This window comes from Xanthomonas sp. A1809, from assembly GCF_017746015.1.
Classification (GTDB): domain Bacteria; phylum Pseudomonadota; class Gammaproteobacteria; order Xanthomonadales; family Xanthomonadaceae; genus Xanthomonas; species Xanthomonas euvesicatoria.
This window is the reverse complement of record NZ_JAGHWZ010000007.1, coordinates 157,477-181,118: the sequence shown is the minus strand read 5'-3', so window position 1 is coordinate 181,118 and position 23,642 is coordinate 157,477. Positions and strand designations below refer to the sequence as shown.

21 protein-coding genes and 1 tRNA gene are annotated in these 23,642 nt (G+C 65.8%); 11 read left to right on the top strand and 11 right to left on the bottom strand.

Going from position 1 to position 23,642, the window contains the following annotated elements:
- Positions 1–189 precede the first annotated feature (189 nt).
- Positions 190–2,301, top strand: a complete 2,112-nt coding sequence (locus J7396_RS12015; protein WP_209261499.1) for a methyl-accepting chemotaxis protein — start codon at positions 190–192, stop codon at positions 2,299–2,301.
- A gap of 72 nt (positions 2,302–2,373) precedes the next feature.
- Here the strand turns inward: J7396_RS12015 and J7396_RS12010 are convergent, their stop codons facing one another.
- The 3 genes from J7396_RS12010 to J7396_RS12000 form a co-directional block, all read right to left on the bottom strand.
- Complete coding sequence (locus tag J7396_RS12010) at positions 2,374–2,979, bottom strand: DUF488 domain-containing protein (protein ID WP_057681542.1); 606 nt, start codon at positions 2,977–2,979, stop codon at positions 2,374–2,376.
- A 351-nt stretch (positions 2,980–3,330) separates the two neighbouring features.
- A tRNA-Ser gene (locus tag J7396_RS12005) sits at positions 3,331–3,420 on the bottom strand.
- A gap of 367 nt (positions 3,421–3,787) precedes the next feature.
- Positions 3,788–4,804, bottom strand: coding sequence for a LysR family transcriptional regulator (locus J7396_RS12000; RefSeq protein WP_003485786.1), 1,017 nt, complete (start codon positions 4,802–4,804; stop codon positions 3,788–3,790).
- 100 nt (positions 4,805–4,904) lie between these two features.
- Between J7396_RS12000 and J7396_RS11995 the strand changes: the two genes are divergently transcribed.
- Positions 4,905–5,489 (top strand): FMN-dependent NADH-azoreductase, encoded by a 585-nt coding sequence (locus tag J7396_RS11995; protein ID WP_011347050.1) that lies wholly within the window; start codon positions 4,905–4,907, stop codon positions 5,487–5,489.
- 322 nt (positions 5,490–5,811) lie between these two features.
- On the opposite strand, the gene serS is transcribed toward J7396_RS11995, so the two are convergent.
- Positions 5,812–7,092, bottom strand: a complete 1,281-nt coding sequence (gene serS, locus J7396_RS11990) for a serine--tRNA ligase (RefSeq protein ID WP_209261498.1) — start codon at positions 7,090–7,092, stop codon at positions 5,812–5,814.
- A 111-nt stretch (positions 7,093–7,203) separates the two neighbouring features.
- On the opposite strand from serS, the gene J7396_RS11985 reads away from it, so the two are divergent.
- A complete protein-coding gene (locus J7396_RS11985) occupies positions 7,204–7,875 on the top strand; it encodes an energy transducer TonB (protein ID WP_209261497.1) in 672 nt (223 codons plus the stop codon).
- Positions 7,876–8,233: 358 nt separating this feature from the next.
- Entirely contained in the window at positions 8,234–8,701 is a 468-nt protein-coding gene (locus J7396_RS11980; RefSeq protein WP_039419093.1) for an energy transducer TonB, read from the top strand.
- Between the two features lie 138 nt (positions 8,702–8,839).
- Here the strand turns inward: J7396_RS11980 and aroA are convergent, their stop codons facing one another.
- The 3 genes from aroA to serC all read right to left on the bottom strand — a co-directional run bounded on the left by aroA (position 8,840) and on the right by serC (position 12,662).
- Positions 8,840–10,162, bottom strand: coding sequence for a 3-phosphoshikimate 1-carboxyvinyltransferase (aroA, locus tag J7396_RS11975; RefSeq protein ID WP_071117826.1), 1,323 nt, complete (start codon positions 10,160–10,162; stop codon positions 8,840–8,842).
- A 123-nt stretch (positions 10,163–10,285) separates the two neighbouring features.
- On the bottom strand, positions 10,286–11,494 hold the full coding sequence (gene pheA / locus J7396_RS11970; protein WP_011347047.1) for a prephenate dehydratase: 1,209 nt from the start codon (positions 11,492–11,494) through the stop codon (positions 10,286–10,288).
- 82 nt (positions 11,495–11,576) lie between these two features.
- On the bottom strand, positions 11,577–12,662 hold the full coding sequence (serC, locus tag J7396_RS11965; RefSeq protein ID WP_011347046.1) for a 3-phosphoserine/phosphohydroxythreonine transaminase: 1,086 nt from the start codon (positions 12,660–12,662) through the stop codon (positions 11,577–11,579).
- A 176-nt stretch (positions 12,663–12,838) separates the two neighbouring features.
- Between serC and msrP the strand changes: the two genes are divergently transcribed.
- Positions 12,839–13,807 carry a protein-methionine-sulfoxide reductase catalytic subunit MsrP gene (gene msrP / locus J7396_RS11960; RefSeq protein ID WP_008576241.1) on the top strand — a complete coding sequence of 323 codons (969 nt, stop codon included), beginning with the start codon at positions 12,839–12,841 and terminating at the stop codon, positions 13,805–13,807.
- Between the two features lie 125 nt (positions 13,808–13,932).
- The gene (gene msrQ, locus J7396_RS11955) at positions 13,933–14,589 is read left to right on the top strand and encodes a protein-methionine-sulfoxide reductase heme-binding subunit MsrQ (RefSeq protein WP_008576242.1); all 657 of its coding nucleotides are present in this window, start codon (positions 13,933–13,935) and stop codon (positions 14,587–14,589) included.
- Here the strand turns inward: msrQ and J7396_RS11950 are convergent.
- Positions 14,531–15,340, bottom strand: coding sequence for an FHA domain-containing protein (locus tag J7396_RS11950; RefSeq protein ID WP_014089873.1), 810 nt, complete (start codon positions 15,338–15,340; stop codon positions 14,531–14,533). The two genes, msrQ and J7396_RS11950, sit on opposite strands and share 59 nt — an antisense overlap.
- A 235-nt stretch (positions 15,341–15,575) precedes the next feature.
- Here J7396_RS11950 and J7396_RS11945 point away from each other — a divergent pair, with 235 nt between their 5' ends.
- The 3 genes from J7396_RS11945 (at position 15,576) to J7396_RS11935 (ending at position 18,112) form a co-directional block, all read left to right on the top strand.
- Positions 15,576–15,851 carry a polyhydroxyalkanoic acid system family protein gene (locus tag J7396_RS11945; RefSeq protein ID WP_008576246.1) on the top strand — a complete coding sequence of 92 codons (276 nt, stop codon included), beginning with the start codon at positions 15,576–15,578 and terminating at the stop codon, positions 15,849–15,851.
- A gap of 162 nt (positions 15,852–16,013) precedes the next feature.
- Positions 16,014–16,574 (top strand): phasin family protein, encoded by a 561-nt coding sequence (locus J7396_RS11940; RefSeq protein WP_008576248.1) that lies wholly within the window; start codon positions 16,014–16,016, stop codon positions 16,572–16,574.
- A gap of 539 nt (positions 16,575–17,113) precedes the next feature.
- Positions 17,114–18,112 (top strand): restriction endonuclease, encoded by a 999-nt coding sequence (locus J7396_RS11935; RefSeq protein ID WP_011347042.1) that lies wholly within the window; start codon positions 17,114–17,116, stop codon positions 18,110–18,112.
- 182 nt (positions 18,113–18,294) lie between these two features.
- Here J7396_RS11935 and hutC read toward each other — a convergent pair whose 3' ends face one another.
- Genes hutC through J7396_RS11920 form a run of 3 tightly spaced genes read right to left on the bottom strand, consistent with a single transcriptional unit; the run spans position 18,295 to position 20,719 of the window.
- A complete protein-coding gene (gene hutC, locus J7396_RS11930) occupies positions 18,295–19,032 on the bottom strand; it encodes a histidine utilization repressor (RefSeq protein WP_008576253.1) in 738 nt (245 codons plus the stop codon).
- Between the two features lie 28 nt (positions 19,033–19,060).
- Positions 19,061–19,288 (bottom strand): hypothetical protein, encoded by a 228-nt coding sequence (locus tag J7396_RS11925; RefSeq protein WP_033837415.1) that lies wholly within the window; start codon positions 19,286–19,288, stop codon positions 19,061–19,063.
- Positions 19,289–19,348: 60 nt separating this feature from the next.
- The gene (locus J7396_RS11920) at positions 19,349–20,719 is read right to left on the bottom strand and encodes a formimidoylglutamate deiminase (protein WP_008576256.1); all 1,371 of its coding nucleotides are present in this window, start codon (positions 20,717–20,719) and stop codon (positions 19,349–19,351) included.
- A 60-nt stretch (positions 20,720–20,779) separates the two neighbouring features.
- On the opposite strand from J7396_RS11920, the gene hutI reads away from it, so the two are divergent.
- Positions 20,780–21,985 (top strand): imidazolonepropionase, encoded by a 1,206-nt coding sequence (gene hutI / locus J7396_RS11915; protein ID WP_209261496.1) that lies wholly within the window; start codon positions 20,780–20,782, stop codon positions 21,983–21,985.
- 13 nt (positions 21,986–21,998) lie between these two features.
- Positions 21,999–23,540: a histidine ammonia-lyase gene (gene hutH, locus J7396_RS11910; protein WP_209261495.1), complete on the top strand. Its 1,542-nt coding sequence runs from the start codon at positions 21,999–22,001 to the stop codon at positions 23,538–23,540.
- Positions 23,541–23,642: the final 102 nt, after the last annotated feature.

Sequence of the window (23,642 nt, the reverse complement as noted above, 5' to 3'; positions counted from 1 at the left end):
ACCAGCACCTGAACCGGCAGACGCAACGTCTTCAGTTCCACTGCTAGAGGTCGCTAACGAACACGTCGAGACACCACTTGAGCGGCAGCCGTTGCGCTGGCTCTTGCGCTGTCGCGTGCGTATTCGTCTCCCTGCCGTTGCCGGGACTCCCCCCGCTCTTCCGCCAGTCGGAACACCGATCGAACCCCTATGCATTTCTTCCCGAATCTGCGCATTGGACAGCGCCTGGCCCTGGGCTTTCTCGCGATCATCGTCTTGATGGTGATCTTGACCGTGGTGGGCATCCAACGCGTTCGCAGCATCGACCAGCAACTCACCGCCATCAATGAGGTCAACAGCGTCAAGCAACGCTACGCGATCAATTTCCGTGGCAGCGTCCACGACCGCGCGATCGCTCTGCGCGACGTCGTACTCATGGACGACCCCGCAGAGCGCCACGCCGCCGAACAATCGATCGACAAGCTCGCTGCCGATTACGCACGCGCTGCGCAACCGCTCGACGACATGATCGCCAGCTCGACCGATGCAAAAGAGAAAGACATTCTCCGGCAGATCAAATCCGTCGAGCAGCGCACCCTGCCGCTGATCGCGCAAGTGCGCGCGTTCCGCGATGCGGCCGACAAGGCGCAGGCAGAACAGCACCTGCTGCAGCAAGCGCGCCCGGCCTTCATTGCCTGGCTGGCCAGCATCAACGCCTTCATCGACCTGCAGGAAGCCAAGAACCGCCAAGCCGCCAGGCAGGCCGTTGCCACCGCGCGCGGCTTTGCGATGCTGATGGTGATGTCCACCGTCGTCGCCCTGCTGTTGGGCGCCACCATCGCGTTCCTGCTCACGCGCAGTGTGGTGCTGCCGCTGCGCCAGTCGCTGCGCCTGGCCCAGCGCATCAACGACGGCGATCTGCGCAGCCAGGACGCAGCGACCGGCAACGACGAATCCGGGCAACTGCTGCGCGCCATGCAGCAGATGCAGCGACGCCTGCAGGAGGTGATCTGGGCGCAACGCAGCATGGCTGCGCGCCACGACGCCGGCGAAATCAGCTACCGCACCGACCCACAGGGTTTTCCCGGCGAATATGGCGACATGGTGCAGGACACCAACGCACTCGTACACGCCCACGTGCAGACCCAGTTGCGCATGACCCAGGTCATGGGCAGCTACGCCATTGGCGATCTCACCCAGGACATCGAGCAGTACCCGGGCGAAAAATCCGCCATCACCGCCACCATGCAGCAGGTCAAGCGCAACCTGCAGGCCATCAACGCGCAGATCCAGGAACTGACCCAGGCCGCCTGCGCAGGCGACTTTGCACTCCGCGGCAAGGCAGAAACGTTCGAGCACGATTTTCGCCTGATGGTGGAAAACCTCAACACCATGATGGCCACCTCCGATACCAACCTGGCCAGCTTCTCCGGGCTGCTGCGCGCGATCGCCGATGGCGACCTCACCGTGCGCATGTCCGGCAACTTCCACGGCGTGTTCGCCTCCATGCGTGACGATGCCAACAGCACCGTGCACCGCCTCACCGACATCGTCACCCGCATCCAGACAACCTCCAACAGCATCAGCTTCGTCGCAGAAGATATCGCCAGCGGCAATCAGCAGCTGGCGCAGCGCAGCGAACAACAGGCCGCCAGCCTCGAAGAAACCGCTGCCTCGATGGAAGAGCTGACCTCCACCGTCAAGCAGAATGCCGAACATGCCACCCGCGCCAACCAGCTCGCACGCGGCGCCGCCGCCATCGCCTCGGAAGGCCGCGACGTGGTCGGCCAGGTGATCGAACAAATGTCCGGCATCGAAGCCTCGTCCAGACGCATCGCCGACATCATCTCGGTCATCGACGGCATCGCCTTCCAGACCAATATCCTGGCCCTCAATGCCGCGGTGGAGGCCGCACGCGCCGGCGAACAGGGCCGCGGCTTCGCTGTTGTTGCATCGGAAGTGCGCACGCTCTCGCACCGTTCCTCGGATGCGGCAAAAGAAATCAAGCGGCTCATCGACGATTCCGTACAACGCGTCGCCGACGGCTCCACCCTCGTGCACACCGCCGGCACCACCATGGGCGAAATCGTCACCAGCGTCCAGCACGTCACCGACATCATGGCCCATATCTCCGCCGCCTCGCAGGAACAAGCCGGCGGTATCGAACAGGTCAATCACACCATCGCGCAGATGGACGAGACCACCCAACACAATGTGCGCCTGGTCGAAGCCGCCAGCACCGCCGCGCATGCGTTGGAACAGCACTCCGCGCAACTCACCCGCGCAGTGGAGGTCTTCAAGGTCAACGCAACGGTGCTGTGAGTCCGCGCGATAGCGTTCGACGCACAAGCGACGGTCGCGGCGATCGTCTGGGGCTCGACCTACCGCAAGCGCCTACTCGGCAGAAAACAGACCAACCTGTCGCGGCGGATAGATCAGATCGCGCCCAACCGGGCGCGCATCGGCATTCAACTGATGCGGCTGCACCGCGGTCTCGCCAAGTATGTGCAGCACCTGCCACCGCCGGTGCAGCAACAGATCCGCGATCAAGCGGCGATGGCATTGCCACCAGAGTGCTTCGGCGCACATCAGCGCCGTACGCCGCTCACGTGCCATGGCGGTCGCCTGCTCCAGCCCGGCGCCGAAGTCGGCGCTGGTCATATGGTCGGCATAGCCCTGAAACGCCGCGTTGCGCCACGCGCCATTGGGCGACCCGGGTTGCGCCTTGCGCCGTCCACCCAGCTCGGGCAGCCACAGATAGCGCACCGACGCCGCGTCCAGTGCATGCGCCATCGTGTCGCTGGCAAACCAAGGGTAGCGACGCGAGCCCGGAAAGCGCCGCACATCCACCACTGCCTTAATCCGATGCGCGCTCAACAACGCGACGAACGCCTCCCAGGTCCTGGTGGAATGACCGATTGTCCAGAGCATCCCGGCCGTATCGCCAGCGGCCTGCAGCCCAGGCGCGTCGGTGTTGATCAGGGGAGAAGTGTCATGCATCGCAGCAGCAGTTAGGCGGAGTGGCAATACAGCACTAGCACTGCCAGCGCCCACAGCAAGTGATGGGCACGCGACCTCTGCCCGCACGCGGATCTGGCTCATCGGCTTTTTAAGCGCGTGCAATTCCCGTAGCAAGGTGATGGCTGATCGCTCCAGATCGTCCTGAATGCGGTGGCAGCGGTGTGCCGGCAGCGCGACCATCTGCACGACACGGTCGACCGCGTCGCTGAGCGATCAGCCCGATGACACATTGATCGTCAGGGGACCATCGCGCTGAGTGCGGGACAGAAGATGAGACGGGCGGTGTGCGTTGGGGAAGCGTCACGGCGCGGAGCGATTTGCAGCGACGTGTGGCGGAGAGAGTGGGATTCGAACCCACGGAAGGTTTGACCCTTCGCCGGTTTTCAAGACCGGTGCCTTAAACCGCTCGGCCATCTCTCCGATGCTGCTGCACGTGACCGCCGAAGGCGCCGGATGTCACGCGGGCGACTCGCCTTGCGCGGGTGGCCCTGTCTGTGGCCGCACGAACATCTGTGCGGCCGTTCTCCCAGGATCGCTCCCGGGCGCGCATTCTCGCATGCCCAGGCGCGTTTTGCTCAATGACACCAACGCCGTCAGCTGGCGCAGCGCGCCGCTCCCTTGATGGTACTCGGCCGCTACCCCGCGTGGTCGGCGAAGACGCCCGAGTACACAGGCAACCTGCCTAACACTGCAGCGCACTGGCTGCGCAGCAGCTAGCGGACTGCCAACGTACGTGCCGGCCAGCCTCGGCCGCCAACCCAGCCTTGGCCAGCTTTGTCACGGACGCTTAGCCCGCTTCGGCCACCACCAGGCGCGGCGCCGTGCCGGCGGCACGCTTGAGCTTTTCAGCCAACTCGGCGCAATTGCCGCCGCAATCCAGGCGCGAGCGTTCGATTTCCTGCGGCAGGTGTTCGGCCAGGAAGTCGATGAACACCCGCACCGCCGGCAGCAGGCCGCGACGCGAGGCGAACACGGCATGGCAGATGCCCTGCGGCAGCGACCAGTGCGGCAGCACCACTTCCAGCTCGCCGCTGCGCACCGCTTCGGCGCACACGGTTTCCGGCAGCATGGTGATGCCGAAGCCGTCGCGCGCCATCGACTGCAGCAGCGGGAAGTCGAAGCCGGCCAGGCGTGGCTGCAGATCGACGCGGCGCATTTCGCCGTTCGGGCCGTGCAGCTCCCAGCGCTGATGCGCTTCGTCTTCGCTCGTGCTCATGGTGGTGTGGTTGGCCAGCTCGCTGGGGTCCTTGGGGCGACCGGCGCGATCCAGGTATTTGGGGCTGGCAACCAGCAGTTCCTGCACCTGGCCGAAGCTGCGCATCACCAGGCTGCCGTCGTCGTCCAGGCGCGAGCGCACGCGCAGCGCAATGTCGTAGCCCTCGTTGATGACATCGACGCGGCGATTGCTGATATTGAGCTGCAGCCGCACCTTGGGATACTTGGCCAAAAATTCCGGCAACAACTTGGGCAACTGGATCTGCGCAAGCGAAACAGGAACGCTCACACGTACAAGACCGCGCGGCTCGGCGCTGAGACGATCCACCACCTCGCGCGCGGCCTGGGCCTCGGCAAGCATGGTTTGCGCGTGCCGGTGCACGCTGGTGCCGACGTCGGTCACCGCGAAGCGGCGCGTGGAGCGCTGCAACAGGCGCACACCCAGGTCGGTCTCGAGCTGGCTGATGCGCCGGCTCAGGCGCGATTTGGGGATGCCAAGCGCACGCTCGGCAGCGGCAAAGCCGCCGTGATCCACCACCATCGCAAAGTAATACAGGTCATTCAGGTCGTGCATGGCGCAGGTATCCATGGATAGAACGATACGTGATATTTAACCACCTTTATTCCAACAGAGCAACGACCTACGCTGCACACCTCCGCGGCGCTGCCGCTTGCCACAGGTCATCGTCATGAAACTGCTGCACCTCGATTCCAGCGCGCTAGGCGCCAATTCCGTCACGCGCGTGCTCAGCGCCGCCGTCGTGGAGCAGCAGCGCCGGCGCCATCCCGAGGTGGACGTGTCGTATCGCGACCTCGACCGCGACCCGATTCCGCATCTGACCGCGCAGACGCTGGCGCAGACCGACCCGGCAGAGGCCGCGGCCGCCGAAGCGGTGATGCAGCAGTTCCTGCAGGCCGATGTCATCGTGATTGGCGCACCGATGTACAACTTCGCCATCCCCTCCACGCTCAAGGCCTGGATCGATCGCATTGCAGTTGCCGGGCGCACCTTCCAGTACACCGCCAATGGTCCGGAAGGCCTGGCCGGCGGCAAGCGCGTCATCATCGCCAGCGCGCGTGGTGGCTTGTATGCCGATCCGACGAACGATTTTCAGGAGCCGTATCTGCGCCAGGTGTTGGGCTTCCTGGGCATCGACGACATCAGCTTCGTGCGCGCAGAGGGTGTGGCGTATTCGCCGCAGCATCGCGCCGATGCGCTGGCCTCGGCGCTGGCCGGGCTGGGTGAGGAAGAAGAGGCTGCTGTGAGCGCGTAAGCCTGCGGCGTGACGGGTTGACGCGTTGAAAGGTCGTCATGACTGCGAGTTGCCATAGCGAAAAACGGGACCACCGCTGGTCCCGTTTTTTTGTGTCGATTTCCAATAGCAAAGAAGCTCGCGCTCAAACGCCCTCGCACCATGTGCGCCAGACATCGCAGACTCCATTCGACACTCGCATGTGTGGAAGCTGCCAAGCGTAGCGAGCACGCGTCTGACAAGTGTCGATCTAACCGGGCAACCGCAGCGCCCGAAGCGATATGCGCGCCGAACGCCGCCCGCGCCGCCTGGTTGTGAGCGCCGTCCTCCTGTTTACCCGCACTCAGCCGATCCGCTCGAGCCCGCCCATGTACGGACGCAGCACCTGCGGCACATCGATCGAGCCATCGGCGTTCTGGTAGTTCTCCATCACCGCAATCATCGCGCGGCCCACGGCAGTGCCGGAGCCGTTGAGCGTGTGCAGCAACTCCGGCTTGCCGCTGACCGGGTTGCGCCAGCGCGCCTGCATGCGCCGCGCCTGGAAATCGCCGCAATTGGAACAGGACGAAATTTCGCGATAGGTGTTCTGCGAAGGCAGCCATACCTCAAGATCGTAGGTCTTGATCGCGGAAAACCCCATGTCGCCGGTGCACAGCAGCACCTTGCGATACGGCAGGCCGAGTTGTTCCAGCACCACTTCGGCGCAGCGCGTCATGCGCTGATGCTCGGCATCACTGTCTTCCGGCGCGCAGGCGGTCACCAGCTCCACCTTTTCGAATTGGTGCTGGCGGATCATGCCGCGCGTATCGCGGCCACCACTGCCGGCTTCGGCGCGGAAACACATCGAATGCGCGGTCATGCGCAGTGGCAGACGCTCGGCGTCGATGATCTCATCGCGCACGATATTGGTCAGCGGCACTTCGGAGGTGGGGATCAGGTAACGGCGCGACTCGCCCACTTCGGTCTGGAACAAATCGTCTTCGAATTTCGGCAGCTGACCGGTGCCACGCATCGAATCGGCATTGACCAGCAGCGGCACGTTGGTTTCTTCGTAACCGTGCTCGCCCACATGCAGGTCCAGCATGAATTGCGCCAAGGCACGGTGCAGACGCGCGACCGGGCCACGCAGCACGGTGAACCGCGCGCCCGACAATTTGGCTGCCGTCTCGCCATCCAGCCAACCGTGCGGCGCACCCAGTTCCACATGGTCCTTGACGGCGAAATCGAATTGACGCGGCGTGCCCCAGCGCGATTGCTCCACGTTCTCGCTTTCGTCCTTGCCAAGCGGCACATCCTCGGCCGGCAGGTTGGGCAGGCCAAGCGCGATACCCTCGAGCTTGGCGCGAATCGCATCCAGCGCCTCTTCGGACGCCTTGAGTTCATCGCCGAACCCGGCCACTTCGGCCATCAGCGCGGCCACATCTTCGCCCTTGGCCTTGGCCTGCCCGATCGCCTTGGATTTGGAATTGCGCTGACTCTGCAGTTCCTGCGTGCGCACCTGGATACGCTTGCGCTCGCTCTCCAGCGACTCCAGTTCCGCAGTGTCCAGGGCGAAGCTGCGCGTGCTGCGCAGGCGCTCGGCAAGGTCGGCGGGGTGTTGGCGAAGCAGGGCCGGATCTAGCATCGGAATAGGTGCGTCAGTGGAATAGCGCGAGATTATCGCCTGTTCCGGCACCTGCTGCGATCGATTCACTACGGCTATGCCAGAATTGCGACGATTCTTCAGGTGAGCCCTATGTCCGCGCCCCGTCCTGCGTCCGATCGCCATATCGTTCTGCGTCTGCCCCGCCACACGCTGAAAATCGCCGGCATCGCCTTCGCTGCCGGCCTGCTGTTGTTCCTGCTGGTCTGGGCCACCGGCCGCAAGGACGACTTCTATAAAGCCTCGCCGGCGCAGCCGACCGCAGGCGCGCAGACCGACGACACCATTGCGCCGCTGCCGGCGCCATTGCCCGCCCAGGACGGCGCAAGCGACATGCCGCAGGCCAAGCCGCCGGCCGAAACCCCCACCCTGGTGGACACCGCGCCACCCGCCCCGCCCGCGCCGACGCCGCTGCCGGAAAATGCGGCACCCGGCGCGCCAGGTGCCGCTGGCAGCGCCGCGCCGGTCAACGCACCGGTCGCTGGCGGCGATCGCCCGGTACCGATCCAGGGCCAGATGCCGCCGCCTCGCTACCCGTCGGCTGCGCTGCGTCGCGGCGATGCTGGCGATGTGGTGGTGCGGGTCGACGTGGATGCCGCCGGCAATCCCGGTGGCGTGACCCTGGTGCAGCGCAGCGGCTCGCGCGACCTGGACCGTGCGGCCATGGAAGCCGTGCGGCACTGGCGCTTCCACCCGGCGCAGCGCAATGGCCAGCCGGTGGCCGGCAGCATGGACATCCCGTTCGAGTTCAAGCCTGCGCAGTAAGTACAGCTAACCCTTCGCGCGTGTTGCTTGTCACTGCCTTGCCGATGTGGGGGCGCGACGGGGCAGGCCTTGGCTGACGCCACGCAGCCACAAACAGCATGCAGTTTTAACCGGGCCGCAATGTCAGCTTGACTAAGCTGAACTTTCAGCAAGCTCGAGCGCTTCATTCGCCGTCCGCCTTAGCTGCCCCTCAGGTAGCGCCAACCAGACTGGTCTCGTCATCCTCAGATGCGCCAGGAGGTCGGCCATGTCCGTCACTTCAAATCCTTCATCCGCTCACCCGTCGTCGCTGCCGCAGCACGGCAGGCGCTCGATGGAGCGGCAGCAGAATGCAGCGAGCGACGGCGCTTCGCCCTGGATGTGGGCAACGCTGGTGGCGCTGCTCATCGTGGTACCCAGCTGGTGGTGGGCACGCCACAGCGACGAGTCACTGGCGACCGATACGCGGCCGCTGCCGGCAGCGAGTCGGCAGATCCTGCCGACGACCGATGGCCCGCGTGCGATGACGATGGTGGCGCACCAGCCTGCTCGCCCAGCGGTCAGCAGCGTGGAAGCCAAGCCGCTGCCGGGCAATGCCATGCCGAGCTACCCGGCCGCCGTGGCGCGTGCCGGCATCCAGGGCAGCCGCACCGCACGTTTGCAGCTGGATGTGCAGGGCCGGGTGAGCGATGTCACCATCGTCGACCGGAGCGGAAGTGATGACCCTCGGCTGGATGCAGCGGCGATGGAAAGCTTGCGCCGGTGGCGCTTCGAGCCCGCCAAGCGCGACGGCCATGCGGTGGTGAGCAGCGTGCAGGTGCCGGTGGAGTTCACCGCGCAGCGTTGAGAACTTGCTCAGCGCTGCGGCGCTTGACGGACGGCAACGCTCGCGATGTCGCGGCGCGTCGTCACGCTCCTGACTCGCAAACAGACATGGTCTTTCCGGACCCGGCGAGATCTGGGCCATCCTGCAACGGAAAACGCGTCACCGACGCCCGGCGGTTTCCAGCCCGAATCCGGCGCCCTGCGCCAGCGTGTCGAAGCCCGGGAAAGAAGTCGCCACATTCGCCACATCGTTCACCTGCACCTGACCGGTGGACAGCTGGCCGGCGATGGCGAACGCCATGGCAATGCGATGGTCGCCATGACTTTCGATCACGCCGCTGCCGATGCTGCCCCCGTGGATGGTGGCGCCATCCGGTGTTTCGTCGACCTGCACGCCAAGCGTGCGCAGGCCGGTGGCCATCGCCGCCAGGCGATCGGACTCCTTGACCCGCAGTTCGGCGGCGCCGGTCACCACGGTCTGCCCGCTTGCGGCAGCCGCGGCCACGAACAAGGCCGGGAACTCGTCGATCATGTCCGGCACCAGCGCTTCGGGGATCTGCGCACCGCGCAATGGCGCGTAACGCACGCGCAGATCGGCGACTGGCTCGCCGCCGTGTTCGGCGTGGTTTTCTTCGCCAATATCCGCGCCCATCAGGCGCAACGCAGCCAACAGCCCGGTGCGGCGTGGATTCAATCCGACCGCGCGCAGCACCACCTCCGAGCCGGGAACGATGCTGGCAGCGACGATGAAGAACGCAGCCGACGAAAAATCCGCAGGTACCGCGATATCGGTCGCGCGCAGACGCTGCCCACCGCGCAGACGGGCCTTACCAGGCGAAAAATCGATCTCCACGCCGAATGCCGACAGCATGCGCTCGGTGTAGTCGCGGGTGGGATGCGGCTCGGTCACCGAGGTCTCGCCCTGCGCATAGAGACCGGCCAGCAGCACCGCTGACTTGACCTGCGCGCTGGCAACCGGCGAGACGAAATCGATGCCGTGCAGTGCCTGCCCACCGTGCACGTGCAGTGGCGGCGTGCCATCGTCCTGCGTTTCGATCCGCGCGCCCATCTGCGCCAGCGGGCCGGTCACGCGCCGCATCGGCCGCTTGGATAGCGACTCGTCTCCCACCAGCACGCTGTCGAAGCGCTGCGCCGCCAACAGGCCGGCCAGCAGACGCATCCCGGTGCCGGCATTGCCGCAATCCAGCGCCTCGGCCGGCGGCTGCAGACCATCCACACCTACACCGTGCACGATGCGCTGCGACGCCGACGGCGTTTCGATGCGCACGCCCAGCTTGGCGAAAATGGCAGCGGTCGAACGCGTGTCTTCGCCTTCGAGAAACCCATCGATCTGCGAAACGCCGTCGGCGAGCGCGGCGAACATGACCGCGCGGTGCGAAACCGATTTATCGCCAGGAATGGCCAGGCTGCCCTGCAGTGCGGTGCCGCGACGGGCAATCCAGTGGTGCGTGCTGCTGCTCATGCATGTGATCCGATGGCTGCGGCATCGCCAATGCTGACGATGCGCTTTGAAGAAGGTTGCGGCGCTGCCGTCGATACAAGGTCGCGGCGCTCCGGCATGGATTGTCGTATCGAGCTTCGATGCTCAGGGAATGGCCACCGGATACGAACCCAGCACCTTGATCTGTGCCGAGTGCGCTTTCAGTTCGGCCAGCGCCTGCTTCATCGCATCGTCTTCGACATGGCCGATCAGATCGATGAAGAAGCCGTATTCCCACTTGGCCTGATGCGAGGGCCGCGATTCGATGCGGTTCATGCTGATGCCGTGGCGTGCGAACGGGCTCAGCACGTCGAACAACGCACCTGGCTTGTCGTGGATGAACACCAGCACCGACGTGCGGTCGTGCCCGGACGAAGGAAAGATCTGCCGCCCGATCACCAAAAAGCGCGTGGTGTTGTCGTCGTCGTCCTCGATCGACTTCATGATGACCTTCTTCAAGCCATACACGTGGGCTGCGCTTTCGCCGCCGATGGCCGCGGCATCTTCAGCATTGCGTGCGCGGCGTGCGCCTTCGGCGTTGCTGGACACCGCGATCTTTTCCACCTTGGGCAGATGCGAGCGCAACCAACCTGCAGTCTGCGCGAACGATTGCGAATGCGCGTAGATGCGTTCGATATCTTCCAGCCGGCCGTTGCGCGAAAGCAGGTACTGATGCACGCGCAGCTCGACTTCGCCGCAGATTTTCAGGTTGGAGGTCAGGAACATGTCCAGGGTGACCTGGATGGTGCCCTGCCCCGAATTTTCCACCGGCACCACGCCGAAATCGGCGTTGCCGGCTTCCACTTCCTGGAACACTTCTTCGATGGTCGCCATCGGCAACCCCACCGCCGAGCGGCCGAAATGCTTGAGTACCGCCTGCTGGCTGAAGGTGCCTTCCGGGCCGAGGTAACCGATCTTCAGCGGCTCCTGCTGGGCCAGGCACGCCGACATGATTTCGCGGTAGACGTGCACCAGCACTTCGTCGCTGAGCGGGCCTTCGTTGCGGTCCACCACCATGCGAAGCACCTGCGCCTCGCGCTCGGGGCGATAGTAATCCACCGCTGCCGCAAGCTTGCCCTTGGCCTTGCCGACCTGATGCGCAAAGTTGGCGCGCTCGGCAATCAGCGCCTGGATGTTGCGGTCGATCTCGTCGATCTTGGCACGCACATCGGCCAGCACCGGCGCGGCGGTCTTGATCGCGGCCTTTTCAGCCGGCGTGTTTGCAGGTTTGCTGTCTGAAGCACGCACCGATGTCTTGGTCGGCTTTTTCTTGCCGCCTGTGGCGGCCGTGGACTTGTCGGACTTGGGGGCCATCGCTGGGCATTCCTAAAATGGCGGCGCATGTGCGCTGTCAGCGCATGCGCCTGCGCGGCAGACGCCGCGGGTAGATGAAGACTCAGCCGTGACGCTGCTGGAAGTCGTGCATGAACGCAGCCAGCGCTTGCGCGCCGGCCACCGGCATCGCGTTGTACAGCGACGCCCGAATGCCACCGACTGCCTTGTGCCCCTTCAACGCGAGCAGCCCGGCTGCCTTGGATTCGCTGACGAACAGCGCATCCAGCTGCTCGTCCGGCAGAAAGAACGGGATGTTCATGCGCGAACGCACTGCCGGTTTGATCAGGTTGCGATAGAAGCCGCCGGAGCCATCGATGGCGCCATACACCAGCGCGGCCTTCTCGGCATTGCGGCGCGCGAACTCCTGCACTCCGCCCTGTTCCAGCATCCACTTGACGGTCAGCCCGAGCACGTACCAGTTCCAGGTCGGCGGCGTGTTGAGCATCGAATCGCGCGCGGCATGCGAGGCGTAATTGAAGATGTCCGCACGCGGTTGCCCGGCGCGCTCCAGCAGATCGCGCCGCACGATCACCACCGAAATGCCCACCGGGCCAAGATTCTTCTGTGCGCCGGCGTAGATCAGGCCGTAGCGCGAGATATCCAGCGGCTCGGAGGCGATCGACGAACTGAAGTCGGCAAACAACGGCAACGTGCCCACGTCCGGCGTGTCGCGAAATTCGACGCCATGGATGGTTTCGTTGGCGGTGATGTGCACGTAGGCCGAATGCGGCGACAAGGTCCAGCTGGCCGCCGGGGGAATGTCGACAAAGCCATCGGCCTGCGCGTCGGCGGCGATGCGCGCATCCACAGACGTGGCCGCCTGCTTGATCGCGGTCTTGCCCCAATGCCCGGTGATCACGTAGTCGGCCGCCTGGCCGGGCGCGGCAAAATTCAGCGGCAGCAGCGCCTGGATGGTGGTGGCGCCACCGGCGGTGAACAGCACCGCATAGTCGTCGGGAATCGACAACAAACTGCGCAGATCGGCTTCGGCGGCAGCCGCCACCGCCATGAAATCGGCGCTGCGGTGGCTGATTTCCACGATCGAGGCGCCGACGCCGTTCCACTCGACCATCTCTGCCTGCGCCTGCCGCAGGACCGATTCCGGCAATGTCGCAGGGCCGGCACTGAAATTGAACGCGCGTGTCATGGCACACCTTGGTCGAGCTAGCCTTCTAGTATGCCGCAGCGCATCGGGCTTGGCAGCGGACAAAAAAGTTGCAGCTGCATCCTTTTGACTGAGCCTGACGTAACGTAGACAGGTGCCCAGGCGAACTTTTGTCTTGGTTCGTTACTCTCACGCTGCAGCCACTGCCGGAGCCTGCCATGTCGTTTCGCGATGCTTTCAACTTGCCGTCCAGCGAGATCACCGATGAGGCCGTTTACCGCGACCGCCGCCGGCTGCTGCAGTTATTTGCGTTGACCCCCGCGCTGGGCGTGGCCGGATGTGCCGAAGCCGACCCGCCCCCGCCTCCCAAGACCGTGGTGACGCCGGCGCAGGCGCGCAGCGGATTTCGCACGGCCGAGGAACTGACCCGGCTGGAAGACGTCACCAGCTACAACAACTTCTACGAGTTCGGGACCGACAAGACCGATCCGTCCAAGGCGGCCAAGACCCTGAAGCTGTCGCCTTGGACGGTGAAGGTAGGCGGTGAATGCGAGAAGCCCGGCAGCCTGTCGCTGGATGAGCTGCTCAAGGGCATCGCGCCGGAAGAACGCATCTACCGGCTGCGCTGCGTGGAAGGCTGGTCGATGGTGATCCCGTGGACGGGCGTGCCGCTGGGCGAGGTACTCAAGCGCTTCGCGCCGACCTCCAAGGCCAAGTACGTGGCATTCACCACCCTGGCCGACCCGCAGCAGATGCCGGGCGTACGCTACCGCTCGATCAACTGGCCGTACCGCGAAGGCTTGCGCATCGACGAGGCGATGCATCCGCTGACCCTGCTGGCCACCGGCCTGTACGGCAAGCCGCTGCCGCAGCAGAACGGCGCGCCGTTGCGCCTGGTGGTGCCGTGGAAGTACGGCTTCAAGAGCATCAAATCGATCGTGGAAATCCGTTTCGTCGAAAAAATGCCCGAGACCGCGTGGCACGATCTGCAACCGTCCGAATACGGCTTCTTTTCCAACGTCAACCCGGCAGTGGACCACCCGCGCTGGAGCCAGAAGACCGAACGCCGCATCGCCGGCACCGCCAGCAAGCTGTTTGCCGAGCGCATCGCCACAAAGCCCTTCAACGGATATGCCGATCAGGTCGCTTCGCTGTATGCAGGCATGGATCTGAAAAAGTGGTTCTAGGCAACACACAATCTGGCATCGACCCGGCGTAGGAGCGCACCCGGGCGCGACGGGCATGACCACCAAAGCCAGTCGCGCCCGGGTGCGCTCCTACGCTTCAGCATCGTTTCCTTCTTCGAGATCGCATGGCCAAGACATCCACTTCCGTGATTGCTGCCAAGACGCTGGTGCATGCCGCCGCGCTGGCGCCGATCGCCCTGCTCGGCTGGCAATTCTGGCAGGTGTGGCAAGGCGGCAGCGACGCGCTGGGCGCCGACCCGGTGGCCGAGATCGAACACCGCACCGGGCTGTGGGCGCTGCGTTTCTTGCTGATCACCCTGGCGATCACGCCGTTGCGCCAACTCACCGGGCAGGCCGTGGTGATCCGCTTCCGCCGCATGCTGGGCCTGTACGCGTTCTTCTACGCCAGCGTGCATCTGGCGGCTTACCTCACGCTGGACCTGCGCGGCTTCTGGACGCAGATTTTCGAGGAGATCCTCAAACGCCCGTACATCACGGTGGGGTTTGCGGCGTGGTTGTTGCTGATGCCGCTGGCGATCACCTCCACCCAGGGGTGGATGCGTCGGCTCAAGCGCAACTGGGGCCGCCTGCACACGCTGATCTATCCGATCGGCCTGCTGGCGGTGCTGCATTTCTGGTGGCTGGTGAAATCCGATATCCGCGAGCCGGCCCTGTACGCCGGCATTCTTGCGGTATTGCTGAGCTGGCGCGTCTGGAAGAAACTCAGCGCGCGCCGAACCATAGCAAGGCGCTCAACGCCGCCGCCAGCAACACCGCGCTAAGCAGCAACCAGGGCCAGCGGGCCACCTTCACCGGTGCGCGCGTCGGCTCTGCAACCGCACGCGGCGGCGGCGGGGGTTCGGTATCGGGCAGATCCCAGGTGGTGCCGTGGTGCGTCCGCGGCACTTCCACCACGAAACGGTGGCGCGCATCGAAGACGACCTGGTCGCCAGCCTGCAGCCAGCCGTCGCGCACCTGGACGCCATTGATCCAGCTCCCCTCTTCCGAACCCAGATCGCGGATCAGCACACGGTCGCCGTGTCGTTCCAGACGGGCGTGCTGCGCCGCAAATGCCGGGTCGTCGATGACGATATCGGCGGCAGCATCGCTGCCGACCAGACGCGCGCGATCCAGGGTGAAACTGCGACCATGATGGCGCCCGCCGATGCCGCGCAACAACAGGCAGACCTCGCCGAGGTTGGCCGTGTCGTCGTGGATATCGTTGGCCGGCGCACTGGACGGGGCACTGCGCAGCAGCATTTCCACGCCATCGGCATAGATCGCATCGCCCGCCCGTAGCAGCGCCATGCGACGCACCGGGCGCCCATTGACGTGGATACCGCGAATGCCGCTGGCTACCTGCAGCCACAGGCCGCGTTGGTCCAGGCAGAACTGCGCCAACAGCAACGCGCCCTGCGCATCGCCGACCACCCGCACGCTGCCGGAGGCATGACGGACGATCCGGTGGACGCCGGGCTTGAGGGAATGATCCGGCTGCTGCCGGTGGGTGAAATGAACTTGCAGGTCGCGCACCCGCCGCAGCCTAGCAGGTTTGCCCCCATGCGCGGCCATCGGTGGTGATCGGAGCCGTGCTGGATCGCTGGCGCGGGCGCGCCAGGATCGCGCTGCCGTCGGCTGAGCAGGCGGCAGCGCAGCTTGCAGACCTGTGTTTGCGACACGGACAGCAAGGCCACACATGGCCGCACTTGGAGCTGGGGCCTGGCATGCGCACAATGCGCCCTCACTTTTCGCATGACCCATCGCACCCATGTCCAGCATCGATATCCGCCACGACCATTCCTTGACGCCGGCCCAGGCACGCGCGGCCATCGACGAGGCGGCGCGCAAGCTGACCGATCGCTACGGCGTCGCTTCGCATTGGGAAGGCGACACTTTGCGCATCGCACGTGCCGGCGTGGACGGAGCAATCGCGCTGTTGCCGCAACAAGTGCACGTCACCGCCGAACTCGGCTTTTTGCTGTCGGCGGTGCAGCCGATGGTGGAATCGGAAATCCGGCGCTTGCTGGCCGAAAAACTGGCCTGATCGCGCGATTGGCGCTGCGCTGCTTCAGCGTCAAGTCACCTGCTCGGGCGCTTGCGGGTAGATGCTTTCGGCACGCCTGATCGGGCAGTGCTTCACCTGCCCGATGCAGGGTCGGCACTAGGGTGAACGCAATGTCACGTTGGCAACCTACAGGAGCATCGCATGACGACCGGATACGATCAGAACGGTAACCGCGGTAACGCGGCCCAGGGCTTCCAGGCGCAGGCGGAACAGATCTCGCGCCGGCTTGGCGAATCGGCTCAGACCGTATGGCTTGCCGGTCTGGGCGCGCTTGGGCGCGTGCAGAACGAAGGCAGCAAGCTGTTCGACTCGTTGGTGCGCGAGGGCGCCGCCTATGAGCGCACCGGCCAGCGCAGGGCGGCCGAGAGCGTCGACGAATTGCGCGAAGAGGTGGAAACCCAGTTCGAGCAGGCACGCGATACCGCGGTGCGCGGCTGGGACAGACTGGGCAAGGCCTTCGACGAACGCGTGAAGGGCGTGCTGCGCACGCTCAACATTCCCGAGCAGGAAGAATTGGAAAACCTGCGGCGCGAGGTCGAATCGCTGAAGGCCCAGGTCCGCGCAAATACCGCGGCCACCAAGCGTGCCAACCGTACCGCTAACCAGGCGGCGCAGGCGGCCAGCGAGACGACCGCTGCCGGCGGCGCGGGTGCCGGGGCGGCATCGTCGTCCAGCAATCCCGGTGCGTTCGACCCGGAATGAGCGCAACAGTGAAAGCAGCCGCGCTGTCATGTGACGGCGCGGTTGTTGCCCGAGATGGTGAAGGGAGTCATCGCCGAGTGCAGCTGCGCACTACGTTTCTGCACGCCGGCCAAGCGCGGCGCCCCCAGCCACCTCGAGCGGTGTCATCGGCTGGTGCTACCCGCGCCGATGGGTGCAACTCACCGTGGGTGGTGTATTGGCTAATCCGCAGCCGCGCGTTGGCGATGGACCGGCGTGAGGATGCAGCGTCGCTGACGTGCGATTTGGCTCTGCGCAGCCTTTTTGAATCAGTGGCTTAGCGCCAAAACGCAGCTCTTCCGGCCCGATGTTGCAAAGCAACATGATTTTTTGGACAATCGGGAACGACCCGCCAGTCCTGCGTTACGAAGTCCGTTTGCTCCCCTCCCCTCACGGCTTCGGACTGGCGGGTCTTTCGCTATCTGGATCACGGCTCGCGATATCACCGCGCACGATCCATTGACGAATCTTTCGCGAAGGATTCTTCTACACGCACGATTCGTTATACGCGCCATTGCTTGATGCTCATGCCTTCCTGGATTCTGGCGCCCTTGGCCGCACTGCTGCTCTGGCTGGCGGTGTCTGCCTACCTGTGGCTGGTACGACGACGCGCCAATGAAGTGCATGAAGGCGTCCGTGCGCTGGCCATCATGCACTGGCGCGATTTTTCCGCCGTGGTGCTGCGCGTCCTGCAGGATCAACGCGGATGGCAGCCCACCCAGCTGCCGCAGGATGGCCTGCCCACCGCCGACTTCATGATGCAGACCGAGCATGGCACCCGGTTGGTGGCCTGCAAGCACGGGCGCGGTTATCGCATCGGCGTGGCGGCGGTGAACGAGTTGGGCGCGATGGCACGGCTGGCTGGTGCAAACGGCGGCGTGATGGTGACCGAAGGCCGCATGGAGCGCGAAGGTATCGCCGCCGCGGAGAAACAATCGATCGAAGTGCTGGACGGTGTGCGTCTGTGGCCGCTGCTCAAACCCTATCTGCCTGGCGATGTGGAAGCCGGCGTGGTTGGTGCGGCGCGCCGCCGCGCGATCCGCCATAGCATCATCGCCGGCGCCGCGCTGGCGACGCTGGCCGTCATGGCGGTGCTGGCGCTGCGCCCGCCGGCTCCGACGCGGGCCACACCGCCCGCTGCGGCGTCTGCACCGATTCCCGCACCGGCCCGCGTGGTCGCACCGCCCACGCCCTCCGCCAGTACCGCCCAGCCGGGCCCGTCACCTACTGCAGTGGCCCCGGCCGCGCCGGCAGCCGGCGCAGAACCGGATGCAGCCACCATCCAAGGCTATCAGCGCGAGGTTTCCAAGGCGTTGGCGCAGACACCGGGGCTGGTGCGTGGCATCTGGCTGACCCAGGCAACCCTGGTAGTGGATCGGACGGTGGAAGACAGCGCGGCATGGCCGCTGATTTGCCGCGAGCTGCAACGCTACCCGTACCTGCGCACGGTGCGCGTGCAACTCAACCCGCGCCCGGGCACCGCCGAGCCGGTGCGCTGGCGTCAATGCAGCACGATTTGATCCTGGGGCGTTGGCTGCTGTCGTCGTGCCGCGTCGCCTGCATGCCCAGCCGGGCACCTGATCGTGAACACGCAGTCGCCGCCTTCCCGGCGTGCAGCGACTGCAACACGGCCGCTACCGTTCAGCGAGCACCTGGCGACTTGAGCGCTGCGGTACCGCGCCCGTCGCCTGCCGACATCATCTCAGCGCAGTCCCGGCGCGAACCGTGCCACCAGATCGTACGAACCGCCTAGAAACATCTGGCGCACGTAGGTGACCGGCAGCTCGCCGCGCCAGGTGTGGCGGTCGATCACCAGGCAGGCCGCGCCGTCGTCCGCCTGGAGCTGCTCGGCCTGCGCGGCGTCGGCACTGGCAGCGCTGATGCGGTGCTCGGCGCGCGTCCATGGCACGTTGCGCAATAACCAGCTGCCCGGCGCCACCTCCGTGAACGGCTGGTCCAATGCGTCGGGCACGGTGTTGATGTCGATCACGCGGTGCTCCAGCGCAAACGGGCGGCCGTCGGCCAGGTGCACGCTCTGCAATTCCAGCACCTTGCCGGTGCTGCCCAGCGCACGTTCCTGCGGCACGCGCTGCCGCACGTTGCGCAGCTGCCGCGACAACAAAGAGAACCGGTACGCATGGCCGCGCGTGGTCATTTCCACTTCGATGTCCGGGATCGAGAGCGCCACCTGTTCCAGATGCGGGTGCTGCCGTGCGACGAACGAACCAGTACGGCGGCGGCGTTCGATCATGCCGGCATCGGCCAGCAAGCCGAGCACCTTGTTCACCGTCATGCGCGAGCAGCCGTACTGCGCCATCAACTCGTGCTCAGGCGGCACGCGGTGCCCGGGCGGCCAGTCGCCGCTATGGATGCGTTGTTCCAGATCCTGGCGGATGCGCTGATGCAAGGTGCCAGGCACGATGGTGGTGGTGGCGGTCAAAGCGCGGGTCTCCGGAAAGAGCGGCTATTCAATCGGCATGCCGCATGGTCGGCAGCGTGCGCCAGCTGCACGTTGCGGCATGCACCATGCACGCTGCATGGACGAGCGCACTGCGTGCACCTGCTCCGGCGACGCAGCTGCGTCTGCGGTGGCTCCAGGAGCAGCACTGCGCGCGCATCCGCTTGGAGCGGTTCAGGCGCAGCCACTGGCGGTTGCGGCCGGGGCCCGTCATCGGCAGGTGCAAAGCGTACACCACGACTCCTGCGCGCCGTTGGGCAGCCACCTGACCACTCTCGCCACCGTGCGATGAGCAATGTCACTGGCCCAGCAGGCTGCGCAACACCGCGGCAAACCGTGCGGCGATACGGGCGCGGTCGACATGCTGCCCCTCGCGCACCACCCAGCGCCCGCCGCGCCAGACGTTGCGCACCGCGGTGCCACGCGCGGCAAACAGCCAGCTGTCCAGCAAGGCGTCGTCGCTGCGCGCCAGCAGGGCCGGATGCGCGGTGTCCAGTTCGATCAGATCGGCCGCTGCGCCGGCACGGATGCCGGTCTGCGCGAGGCCCAGCGCCTGCGCGGCACCCATGCCGGCCTGATCGTAGAGCCAGCGTCCGCTCGACACCGGCCCCTGCGCCACGACATTGCGTGCCTGCAGCGTCAGGCGCTGGCCGTATTCGAGCAGGCGCAGTTCTTCGGCTGCATCGATCAGCACATTCGAATCCGAGCCCACGCCGAAACGCCCGCCCGCAGCAGCGAAGGCCTGCATCGGGAACACGCCATCGCCCAGATTCGCCTCGGTGATCGGGCACAGACCGACGACCGCGCCGCTGGCGACAATTGCCTGCAGTTCGTGTGCATCCACGTGCGTGGCGTGTACCAGGCACCAGCGCGCATCCACCGGCGCGTTGGCCAACAGCCACTGCACCGGGCGCTGCTTGGACCAGGCCAGGCAGGCATCCACTTCACGCTGCTGCTCGGCGATATGGATGTGGATGGGGCCATCGGTAAGCGGCACCAGCGCTGCCAGTTGCTGCGGAGTGACCGCGCGCAGGCTGTGCGGCGCCAGCCCGAGTACCGCGTCCGGCAGCGCTTTCAGGCTGTGTCTGCAGTCGTCCAGCAAGCGCGCGAAGCCGTCAATGTCGTGAATCAGACGGCGTTGCGCCGGGCTGGGGGTGGCACCACCGAAATCCGAGTGCGCATAGAACACCGGCAACAGGCTGAGCCCGATGCCGGTGTTGGCGGCAGCGGCGGCAATGCGCTCGGACATTTCGCCGGGCTGCGCATACGGCACACCGCTGGCTGCGTGATGCAGATAATGGAATTCGCCGACCCGGGTGAAGCCGCTTTCGAGCATTTCAACATATGCCTGCTCGGCGATTGCCTGCAGGCTGTCCGGGTCGAGCCGGTCGACGAAGCGGTACATCAGCTCGCGCCAGCTCCAGAAGCTGTCGCCGCTGCGCCCGCCGACTTCGGTCAACCCCGCCATGCCGCGCTGGAAGGCATGGCTGTGCAGATTCCCCAAGCCAGGCAACAGCACGTCGCAGCGCGTGTCGGTAATCGCAGCAGCCGCATTGGCCTCCACCGAAACGATGCGGCCCTGCTCTGCCGCGACCCGCACCTTGCTCGCCCAGCCGTCGGGCAACAATGCCCGGGCTGCCCAGAACACCTGCGTCTGTTGGTCTGCCACTAGACACCCTCGATCGCCGAACTTATTGTATATACATATCAGACACCACGAGCCTGCGCCATGCATTGCGACGTTCTGTGGCACAACGCGCAACTGATGACCCTGGATGCGACCGATGGCGGCCTGGGCATCGTGGACGATGGCATCGTCGCCTGCCGGCACGGCCATATCGTCTACGCCGGCGCAGCCGCACAGGCCCCGGCGCTGCAGCCCGACAGTGCGCACGACTGCCGGCGCCGCTGGATCAGCCCCGGCCTGATCGATTGCCACACGCACCTGGTGTACGCCGGCAACCGTGCCAATGAGTTCGAGCAACGCCTGCGCGGCGCCAGCTATGCCGACATCGCCGCAGCCGGCGGCGGCATCGTGGCGACGGTGCGCGCCACCCGCGCCGCCGGCGGTGCGGCGTTGCTGGCCGCCAGCCTGCCGCGCCTGGATGCGATGCTTGGCGAAGGCGTCACCACGCTGGAAATCAAATCCGGCTACGGGCTCACGCTGGACGATGAAATCAAGCAGCTGCGCGTGGCGCGCCAACTCGCCGCGCTGCGCAAGGTGGAAGTGGTGCCGACCTTCCTGGGCGCGCATGCCGTGCCGCCTGGCGGGCAGGCGCAGCACTACATCGACCAGGTCTGCACGCAGATGATTCCGGCGATCGCCACGCAAGGACTTGCCGAGGCGGTGGACGTGTTCTGCGAGCATCTGGCGTTCTCGCAGGCGCAGGCCGAACAAGTCTTCGTTGCGGCGCAAGCGCATGGTTTGCGCATCAAGATCCACGCCGAACAATTGAGCAACCAGCACGGCGCCGAACTGGCCGCACGCTACGGCGCGTTGTCGGCCGATCACATCGAGTACCTGGACCAGGCGGGCATTGCGGCGATGGCCGCTGCCGGCACGGTGGCAGTGCTGCTGCCAGGCGCGTTCTACTTCACCCGCGATACCCAACTGCCACCGATTGCCGCGCTGCGCACGGCCGGCGTGCCGCTGGCGTTGGCCACCGATTGCAACCCGGGCACCTCGCCGCTGACCAGCCCGCTGCTGGCGATGAACATGGCGGCGACGTTGTTCCGCATGACCGTGGACGAATGCATCGCCGGGTTCACCCGCGAGGCTGCGCGGGCGCTTGGCCGCAGCGAGCGCCTGGGCCAGTTGCGCGCCGGCATGGACTGCGACCTGGCGATCTGGAACATCGATGCGCCGGCCGACCTGGTCTACCGCATGGGCTTCAATCCTCTTCATGCCCGCGTCTGGCGCGGGCATCTGTGCTGAATCCGGAGTCGTCATGAGTGTTTCTGTTGTCTTGCAACCCGGCCAGGTCACGCTGGCGCAATGGCGTGCGCTGTATCGCGGTGCCGACGTCGCGTTGGACGATGCATGCGCTGCCGCGGTGCTGCGCAGCGCGCAAACGGTGGAGGCCATCGTGGCGCGTGGCGAGCCGGTGTATGGCGTCAACACCGGCTTCGGCAAGCTGGCCAGCGTGCGTATCGAGCGCGAGGATCTGCAGACCCTGCAGCGCAATATCGTGCTGTCGCACGCGGCAGGTGTGGGCGAGCCCACGCCGGTACCGGTGGTGCGGCTGATGATGGCGCTCAAGCTCACCAGCCTGGCCCAGGGCGCGTCCGGCGTGCAGCCGGGCACGCTGGCGTTGCTGGAAGCGATGCTGCGCGCCGGCATCACCCCGGTGGTGCCATGCCAGGGCTCGGTGGGCGCTTCCGGCGACCTGGCACCGCTGTCGCATCTGGCCGCGGTGATGATCGGCGTTGGCGAAGCCTTCGTCGGCGCGCAGCGACTGCCTGCTGCCGACGCGCTTGCACATGCGCAGCTGCAGCCGCGCGTGCTGGGCGCAAAGGAAGGGTTGGCCCTGCTCAACGGCACCCAGTTTTCCACCGCCTGCGCCCTGGCCGGTCTGTTCGAGATCGAAACCGTCCTGCAGGCCGCGCTGGTCACCGGCGCGTTGTCGGTGGAAGCGGCCAAGGGCTCGGATACGCCCTTCGATGCGCGCATTCATGCCTTGCGCGGGCAGCCCGGGCAGATCGCCACCGCTGCCGCATTGCGCGCCCTGATGGCCGATTCGGCCATTCGCGAATCGCATCGGCTGGGCGATGTGCGCGTGCAGGACCCGTACTGCCTGCGCTGCCAGCCGCAGGTGATGGGGGCGGCGCTGGATGTGATGCGTCAGGCCGCGCGCACCCTGCAGATCGAAGCCAATGGCGTGTCCGATAACCCACTGGTCCTCAGCGATACCGGTGAAGCGCTGTCTGGCGGCAACTTCCACGCCGAGCCGGTCGCCTTCGCCGCGGACATGCTGGCGATGGCGGTCTGCGAAATCGGCTCGATCAGCGAACGCCGCACCGCGATGCTGGTCGACCCGGCACTGTCCGGCCTGCCCGCCTTTCTCACCCCGCGCCCGGGCCTGAACTCCGGCTTCATGATTCCGCAGGTGACCGCCGCCGCGCTGGTGTCGGAAAACAAGCAGCGCGCGTATCCGGCCAGTGTCGACTCGATTCCGACTTCGGCCAATCAGGAAGATCACGTGTCGATGGCTGCGCACGGTGCGCGCCGCTTGCTGGCGATGGCCGAGAACGCCGCCAACGTCATCGGCATCGAGCTGCTGGCCGCCGTGCAGGGCTGCGATTTCCATGCGCCACTGCGCTCCAGCACTGCGCTGGAAGCGGCGCGTGCCCTGTTGCGCGCGCAGGTGCCGACACTGCAGGACGACCGCTACTTTCATCCGGACATGCTGGCTGCCAGCGCATTGGTGCGCTCGGGCGCGCTGGCGCAGGCAGTGGCGATCCCGTTGCCGGGTGTGGAGCAGGACATATGAGTGGGCAGCGCTTGTGCAGCGAATCGATACCTGCCTCGTCGCGGCCGCAACTGCAGTCTTTCGCGATCTCTCCAAGCACACGCACTTGCGATGACGCCGCGC